General features: G+C 68.7%; 6 protein-coding genes. All 6 read right to left on the reverse strand.

All coding sequences use genetic code 11. From position 1 onward, the window contains the following. Nucleotides 1-571 (reverse strand): LacI family DNA-binding transcriptional regulator (locus tag AC27IQ_RS17305; protein ID WP_487090195.1); only part of this gene is annotated, 571 nt, incomplete at its 3' end. Nucleotides 572-606: 35 nt separating this feature from the next. Beyond that, a complete protein-coding gene (locus AC27IQ_RS17310; protein WP_272565210.1) occupies nt 607-1,611 on the reverse strand; it encodes an ABC transporter permease in 1,005 nt (334 codons plus the stop codon). Continuing rightward, on the reverse strand, nt 1,608-3,209 hold the full coding sequence (locus tag AC27IQ_RS17315; RefSeq protein WP_487090198.1) for a sugar ABC transporter ATP-binding protein: 1,602 nt from the start codon (nt 3,207-3,209) through the stop codon (nt 1,608-1,610). Before AC27IQ_RS17315 ends, AC27IQ_RS17310 begins: the two co-directional genes overlap by 4 nt. A gap of 111 nt (nt 3,210-3,320) precedes the next feature. After that, nucleotides 3,321-4,274, reverse strand: a complete 954-nt coding sequence (locus tag AC27IQ_RS17320) for a sugar ABC transporter substrate-binding protein (protein WP_317353243.1) — start codon at nt 4,272-4,274, stop codon at nt 3,321-3,323. Between the two features lie 422 nt (nt 4,275-4,696). After that, complete coding sequence (locus AC27IQ_RS17325) at nt 4,697-4,960, reverse strand: hypothetical protein (RefSeq protein ID WP_487090196.1); 264 nt, start codon at nt 4,958-4,960, stop codon at nt 4,697-4,699. Between the two features lie 212 nt (nt 4,961-5,172). After that, the coding region (locus AC27IQ_RS17330; protein ID WP_487090197.1) for an AMP-binding protein at nt 5,173-6,552 on the reverse strand (1,380 nt) is incomplete at its 5' end.

Below are 6,552 nucleotides of genomic sequence, written 5' to 3' on the forward strand. Positions count from 1 at the left end.
CCAGCCCCTGCGGCCCGCCGATGCAGGCGATGCGGCGGTGCCCCAGGTCCAGCAGGTGGCGGGTGGCCAGCCGCCCGCCCTGGGCGTGCGCGGTCTCCACCAGGTCGCAGGGCGGCTGGGGCACCTCGATCTCGCGGTCCACGAGCACGGTGGGGATCGACAGGCCTTCCAGCTGCCGCGCCAGCGTGGCGTCGTGCCCGGTCGAGACCACTATCAGCCCGTCGATGCGCCGCTCGGCCAGCACCTGCAGGTAGGAGGCCTGGCGCTGCGCTTCGTCGTTGGTGTTGCACAGAATGAGGTTGTAGCCCGCGCCGAAGCAGCGGTCCTCCACGCTGTGCACCACCTCGGCGAAGTACGGGTTGGAGCTGTTGGGGATCAGCATGCCCAGGGTGCGCGTGTGGTTGCGCTTGAGGCTGCGTGCGATGGCGCTGGGCACGTAGCCCAGCTCGCGGATCGCGGCCTCCACGCGCGCGCGGCCCTCGGCGCTCACGTGGCGTGTGCCGTTGACCACGTGCGACACGGTGGTCACCGACACTTCGGCACGGCGGGCGACGTCCTTGATGGTGGCCATGGGGTCAGGGGTGCAGGTGCGGGACGGCCGGGGGATTAAACGGCTGCCCGGCGCTGGCGCACGGTATCGACGATCACGGCGGCCACGATCACGCAGCCGGTGATGATGCGCTTGCTCGGCTCGCTCGCGCCGATCTGCGCCAGGCCCGCCTCCAGCACCGCGATGATGAGCACGCCGAATGCGGTGGTGATGACCGAGCCGCGCCCGCCCATCAGGCTGGTGCCGCCGATCACCACGGCGGCGATCACCTGCAGCTCCATGCCGGTGCCGGCATTGGGGTCGGCCGCTTCCAGGCGCGCGGACTGCATCAGCCCCGCCAGCCCGGCCAGCAGGCCGGTGAGCGCGAACACCGCGATGCGGATGGGGCGCGGGTCCACGCCCGCCAGGCGCATGGCCTCTTCGTTGGTGCCGATGCCCACCAGGCACCGGCCGAACACCGTGCGCGACAGCACCAGCTGCGCCACCACCACCAGCACGAGGGCCAGCACGAACGCGACCGAGACGCCGCCCGCCACGGGCGCCGACAGCCACGAGATCGCATCGCCCACGTATTGCGTGCGCGAATCGGTCACCACGTAGGCGCCGCCGCGCACCGCCTCCAGCATGCCGAGCGAGACGATGAACGAGGGCAGGCGCCAGGCCACCGACACCGCACCGGTCACCGTGCCGCAGATCAGGCCGGTGGCCAGCGCCAGCGCGGCCGCGGCCGGCACGCTCCATTTCCATTGCAGGATGGCGGCGGCCGACGTGGCCGCCGACAGCGCCATCACCGAGCCCACCGACAGGTCGATGCCCGCGATGATGAGCACGAACGTCATGCCCACGGCCATCACGGCCAGCGCCGGGATCTCGTTGGCGATGGTGACGAAGGTCTCGCGGCTCCAGAAGTACTCGGACATCCACGAAAACAGCACGACCATGCCGACCAGCACGGCCGCCAGCCCCAGGAAGGTACCCAGTTGCGTGCGCCAGACGGAGGCGGATGTGGCGGCGGAAGAAGAAGGGGCGGCGGCCTGGGGCGCCGGTGCGGGGGTGTTCATGCGGAAAGGGGTTTGGGGGCGGCCGTGCGGCCACCGGGTTCGGAAAAAGCGGCCGCGAGCAGGGACTGTTCGGTCCACTGGCCGCGTTCGAACACGGCCACCAGGCGCCCGGCACTCATCACGCCGATGCGGTCGGCCATGGCCATCAGTTCGCGCAGGTCGGACGACACCATGCACAGCGCACGCCCGGCGTCCGCCATGCGGTCGAGTTCGGCATACAGGTCGGCGCGCGCGCCCACGTCCACGCCGCGCGTGGGTTCGTCCAGCAGCAGCACGCGGCCGTCGCGGTGCAGCCAGCGGGCGAACACCACTTTCTGCTGGTTGCCTCCCGACAGCTGGCCCACGGGCTGCTCGGGCCCGCGGCAGCGCACGCCCAGCGTTCGGATGAAACCCTGCACCACGCTGCTTTCGTGCGCTCGGCGCAGCCAGCCCAGGCGCGAGACGGCCGACAGGTCGGACAGCGTGGCGTTCACGCGGATCGGCTGCGTGAGCAGCAGGCCCTGCGACTTGCGGTCCTCCGCCACCAGCCCGATGCCCGCCGCGATGGCCTGCATCGGCGAGGCGAAGCCGCGCGGAATGCGGCGTTCGCGCGGCTCGTGGGAATTGTTTGCTATTGAATTTGTAGCGGTATGCCCTAGTACCGATTGTGCTGGAGGCCGATTTGGATCATGGCCTTCGGACAGCACCACCGTGCCCCGGTCCGCCCGGTCGGCGCCGAACAGCAGGCGCAGCAGCTCGGTGCGGCCCGAGCCCACCAGGCCGGCGATGCCGAAGACCTCGCCCGCGCGCAGCTCCAGGTTCACGTCCTGCACCGCCGTGCCCCGGCCCAGGCCCTCGGTGCGCAACACCACCGGGCCGGCTTGGCGGCGTGGGCGGTGTTCCAGGTCGCTCACCGCGCGGCCCACCATGCGCTGCACCAGGTCGGCTTCGCTCAGGCCGGCCATGGGGCGGGCGTCCACCAGCGCGCCGTCGCGCAGCACGGCCACGCGGTCGGCGATGCGGCGCAGTTCCTCCAGCCGGTGCGACACGTAGACGATCGCCACCCCGCGCGCCGTGAGCCGCGCGATCTGCTCGAACAGGTAGTTGGTCTCCCGCGGCGTGAGCATGGCGGTGGGCTCGTCCAGCACCAGCACGCGCGTGTCGTCGTGCAGGTTGCGGGCGATCTCCACCATCTGCTGCTGCCCCAGCCCCAGGCGCGCGACCGGCGTGGCCGGGTCGATGTCGGTCAGGCCGATCTTGGCCAGCTGCGTGCGGGCGGCTGCATGCAGCGCGCCGCGGCGCAGCCAGCCCGCGCGGTGCGGCAGGCGGCCCATCAGCAGGTTCTCGGCCACGGTGAGCGTGGGAATCAGGCCCAGCTCCTGCATGACCATGCGCACGCCCTGGCCCTCGGCGTCGCGGCGCGAGGCGGGCGCATAGGGGTGGCCCGCGAGCCGCATGCTGCCGCGCGAGGCCGGCTCCAGCCCGCACAGGATCTTGGACAGCGTGCTCTTGCCCGCGCCGTTCTCCCCGGTGAGGGCCAGCACCTCGCCCGCATGCAGCGACAGCGTCACCGTGTGGAGCACCGTGGTGGCGTGGTAGTCCTTGCCCACGCCGATCATCTCCAGCAGGGGGGCGGACGCGGGCGCGGCGGCGGGCGGCAAAGGGGGCACGGGGTCGGTCCTCAGGTCAAAGGCGGCAGGCGAGGAGGTCGGCAGGCGCTGCGGGCGCGCTTACTTGCTGTCCTTGGTGACCAGCACCACCTCGGTCTTGACCTCGGCCGGCAGCTGGGCCTGCGGCGTCTTGGCGGCCAGAGCCTTCTGCACCAGTTCGATGCCGAACACGGCCTGCTTGGCGGCGTACTGGTCGGCCGTGGCGAGCACGCGGCCATCGGCCAGCATGGGCTTGATCGCGTTGATGTTGTCGTAGCCCACCACCTGCACCTTGCCGGCCTTGCCGGCGGCCTTCACCGCGGCCACCGCGCCCAGCGCCATGCTGTCGTTGCCGGCGAGCAGCGCCACCAGGTCGGGGTGCTCGCGCAGCATGCCGGCGGCGACCGTGTTGCCCTTCTCGATCTCCCACTGGCCGGACTGCACGCCCACCACCTTGATGTTGGCGGCCTTCATCGCATCCTGGAAGCCCAGCGTGCGCTGCTGCGCGTTGAACGTGGTCGAAACGCCTTCGATGATGCCGACCTTGTCGCCCGCCTTGATCGATTTGGCCAGGTAGTCGCCCACCAGCTTGGCGCCTGCGCGGTTGTCGGGGCCGACGAAGGGCACGGTCAGGTTCTTTTCCTTGAGCGCGTCGGTGTCCAGGCGGTTGTCGATGTTCACCACCAGGATGCCCTTGTCCACCGCCGCCTTGACGGCCGGCACCAGCGCCTTGGAGTCGGCCGGCGCCAGCACGATGGCGTTGACCTTCTGCGCCACGGCCTGCTCGATCATCTTGATCTGCGCGGCGGTGTCCGTCTCGTTCTTGATGCCGTTGGCCACCAGCGTGTATTCGCTGGCATGCGCCTTCTGGTGCGCCTTGGCGCCGTCTTCCATGGTGCGGAAGAACTCGTTGGCCAGCGATTTCATCACCAGCGCGATCTTGGGCTTGTCCTGCGCGAACGCGGGCGAGGCCAGCAGGCCCCCCAGCACGGCGAGGGCGGCGGCGGTTTGAACGGAGCGGCGGGTCAAGGGCATGGTGTCTCCTGGAAAAAGCGTTGTCGGGGTGCGGAATGCGCCGGTTGCGGACCCGATGGGGCTGTCGAAAGAGCCTCGATCGCCGTCCGGAAAAACCGCCGCGGACCGCCATGGTAGCGAAAGAAAACGTTTGCGCAAACGTTTGCGCGTGGGGAGTATCCCTTTGTTGACGTTGCCGTCACGAGGAGGTCCCTCTGGGCAATCACAGGTGCAGACAAGAACAGGGGAGTGGTGTTTGGAAGCCAAGGCCCGCGCTGACGGGCGGGCCAGATGGCCGTTGGCTGCACGTCGGGAATTGCCGTGAAGCCTGGTTGTGAGCGGGTCGACGGCACTGCCGCGCCCGCAGGGCGTCACCTCGAAGCGGTGTTGCTATGGCCGCGCTGCCTTCCCGGGCAGCGTGCGGTGGCGCGGGTGTGGACGAACTATGCCCACCGCCCTGCCATGTTGCGAATTTGTTCGGCCAGTTGCCGATGTGACGTGTTGTCTTCGTGCGCAATTGCTGCCGCATCCTCGGGATTTTCGGTCCTGGTTTGAGCCAGATGCAGCAGTTGTTGAGTGTTGTTGACGATCTTGGCTCTTTGATCGCGTGGCAACCCCGCCAGTGCAGGGGGCACGCCTGCGTGGTTTCGCTGGGCGGTGGTGCGCGCCGTCTCCAATTGGCGAGCGGCGTTTTCCAGGTCATTCAAGCTGTCGGATCGTTGCAGCGAAGCGGGTGCAGGAGGGCGGGCGCTGGCGCTTGAACCCGTTTTTAGACAATTTCCCATTTCAATATCTCAAAGTAAGGACACCCGCACTATCGTGTCGGCCCCCGTACTTTGTGCTCGGCAAGGGAAAGCATTGACGGATAAGCGAAATCACCTTTTTGCGGCGACGCACATGTTCAATGGCTTCATCGGTATCACCCCCGCAGTTCCCGGCGCAAGATCTTGCCCACGTTCGTCTTGGGCAGCGCATCGCGGAACTCGATGTGCCGGGGCCGCTTGTAGCCGGTGAGATGCTCGTGGCAGTAGCGCTCCACGTCTTCCTCCGACAGCGCCGGGTCGCTTTTCACCACGAACACCTTGATGGCCTCGCCCTGTTTCTCGTCCGGCACTCCGATGGCCGCGCATTCCAGCACGCCGGGGCACAGCGAGATCACCTGCTCCAGTTCGTTGGGGAACACGTTGAAGCCGCTCACCAGGATCATGTCCTTCTTGCGGTCGATGATGCGGGTGTAGCCGGCCTCGTCCATGATGCCGACGTCGCCCGTGCGCATGAAACCGTCCGCCGTGAAGGCCTTGGCGTTCTCCTCGGGCTGCTGGTAGTAGCCGGTCATCACGTTGGGGCCGCGGATGCAAATCTCGCCCGACTGGCCGATGGGCAGGCTCTCGCCGGCATCGTCCTTGATGGCGATGTCGATGCCCGGCAGGGGCAGGCCGATGGTGCCGGTGAACTGCGTGTTGTTCACCGGGTTGTTGGTGCCGATGGCGCAGGTCTCGCTCATGCCCCAGCCCTCGATCATGGTGCTGCCCGTCACCTTCTGCCACTGGCGTGCCGTGCCCTCCGACGCGGCCATGCCGCCGGCCTGCGACACGCACAGGTGCGAAAAATCGAGCGCGGCGAACTGCGGGTGGTGCAGCAGCGCGTTGAACAGCGTGTTGACCGCCGGCAGCATGTGGAAGGGCCGCTTCTTCAGCACCGCGACGAATTTGGGGATGTCGCGCGGATTGGGGATCAGCGTGAGGTGCGAGCCCTGGCGGATCGCCAGCAGGCACAGCGTGAGCGCGAAGATGTGGTACAGCGGCAGCGCCGCGATGCTGTTGGCATGGCGCACGTCGCCCACCTTGGACAGCGCGGGCGTGAACCACGCCTCGGCCTGCAGCGTGGCGGCCACGATGTTGCGGTGCGTGAGCACCGCGCCCTTCGACAGCCCCGTGGTGCCGCCCGTGTACTGGAGGAAGGCGGTCGAATCCAGCGTGGCTTGGCTGGGCGCCAGTGTGCGGCGCTCGCCCAGGGCCAGCGCCTTGTTGAACGGCACCACCTGGCGGCCGTTGGTGAGTGGAATCTCGTAGGCCGGCACCATCTTGGCCAGGTGGCGCACGGCGAACGTGATCCAGCGCCCGAAGGCCGCGCCCAGCAGGTCGCCCATGCTGGCAACGCACACGTGCCGCACGGCGGTGCGGTCGATCACCTCGGCCAGGGTGTGGGCGAAGTTCTCCAGGATCACGATGGCGGTGGCGCCGGAATCCTTGAGCTGGTGCTCCAGCTCCCGCGCGGTGTACAGCGGGTTCACGTTCAC

The sequence above is a fragment of the Acidovorax sp. KPB24-07 genome, assembly GCF_057543315.1.

Excerpts from the sequence above, each read along its gene's own strand:
- AC27IQ_RS17310 (WP_272565210.1), bottom strand. The coding sequence starts at position 1,611 with ATGAACACCCCCGCACCGGCGCCCCAGGCCGCCGCCCCTTCTTCTTCC.
- AC27IQ_RS17315 (WP_487090198.1), bottom strand. The coding sequence starts at position 3,209 with ATGATCGGCGTGGGCAAGGACTACCACGCCACCACGGTGCTCCACACG.
- AC27IQ_RS17320 (WP_317353243.1), bottom strand. The coding sequence starts at position 4,274 with ATGCCCTTGACCCGCCGCTCCGTTCAAACCGCCGCCGCCCTCGCCGTG.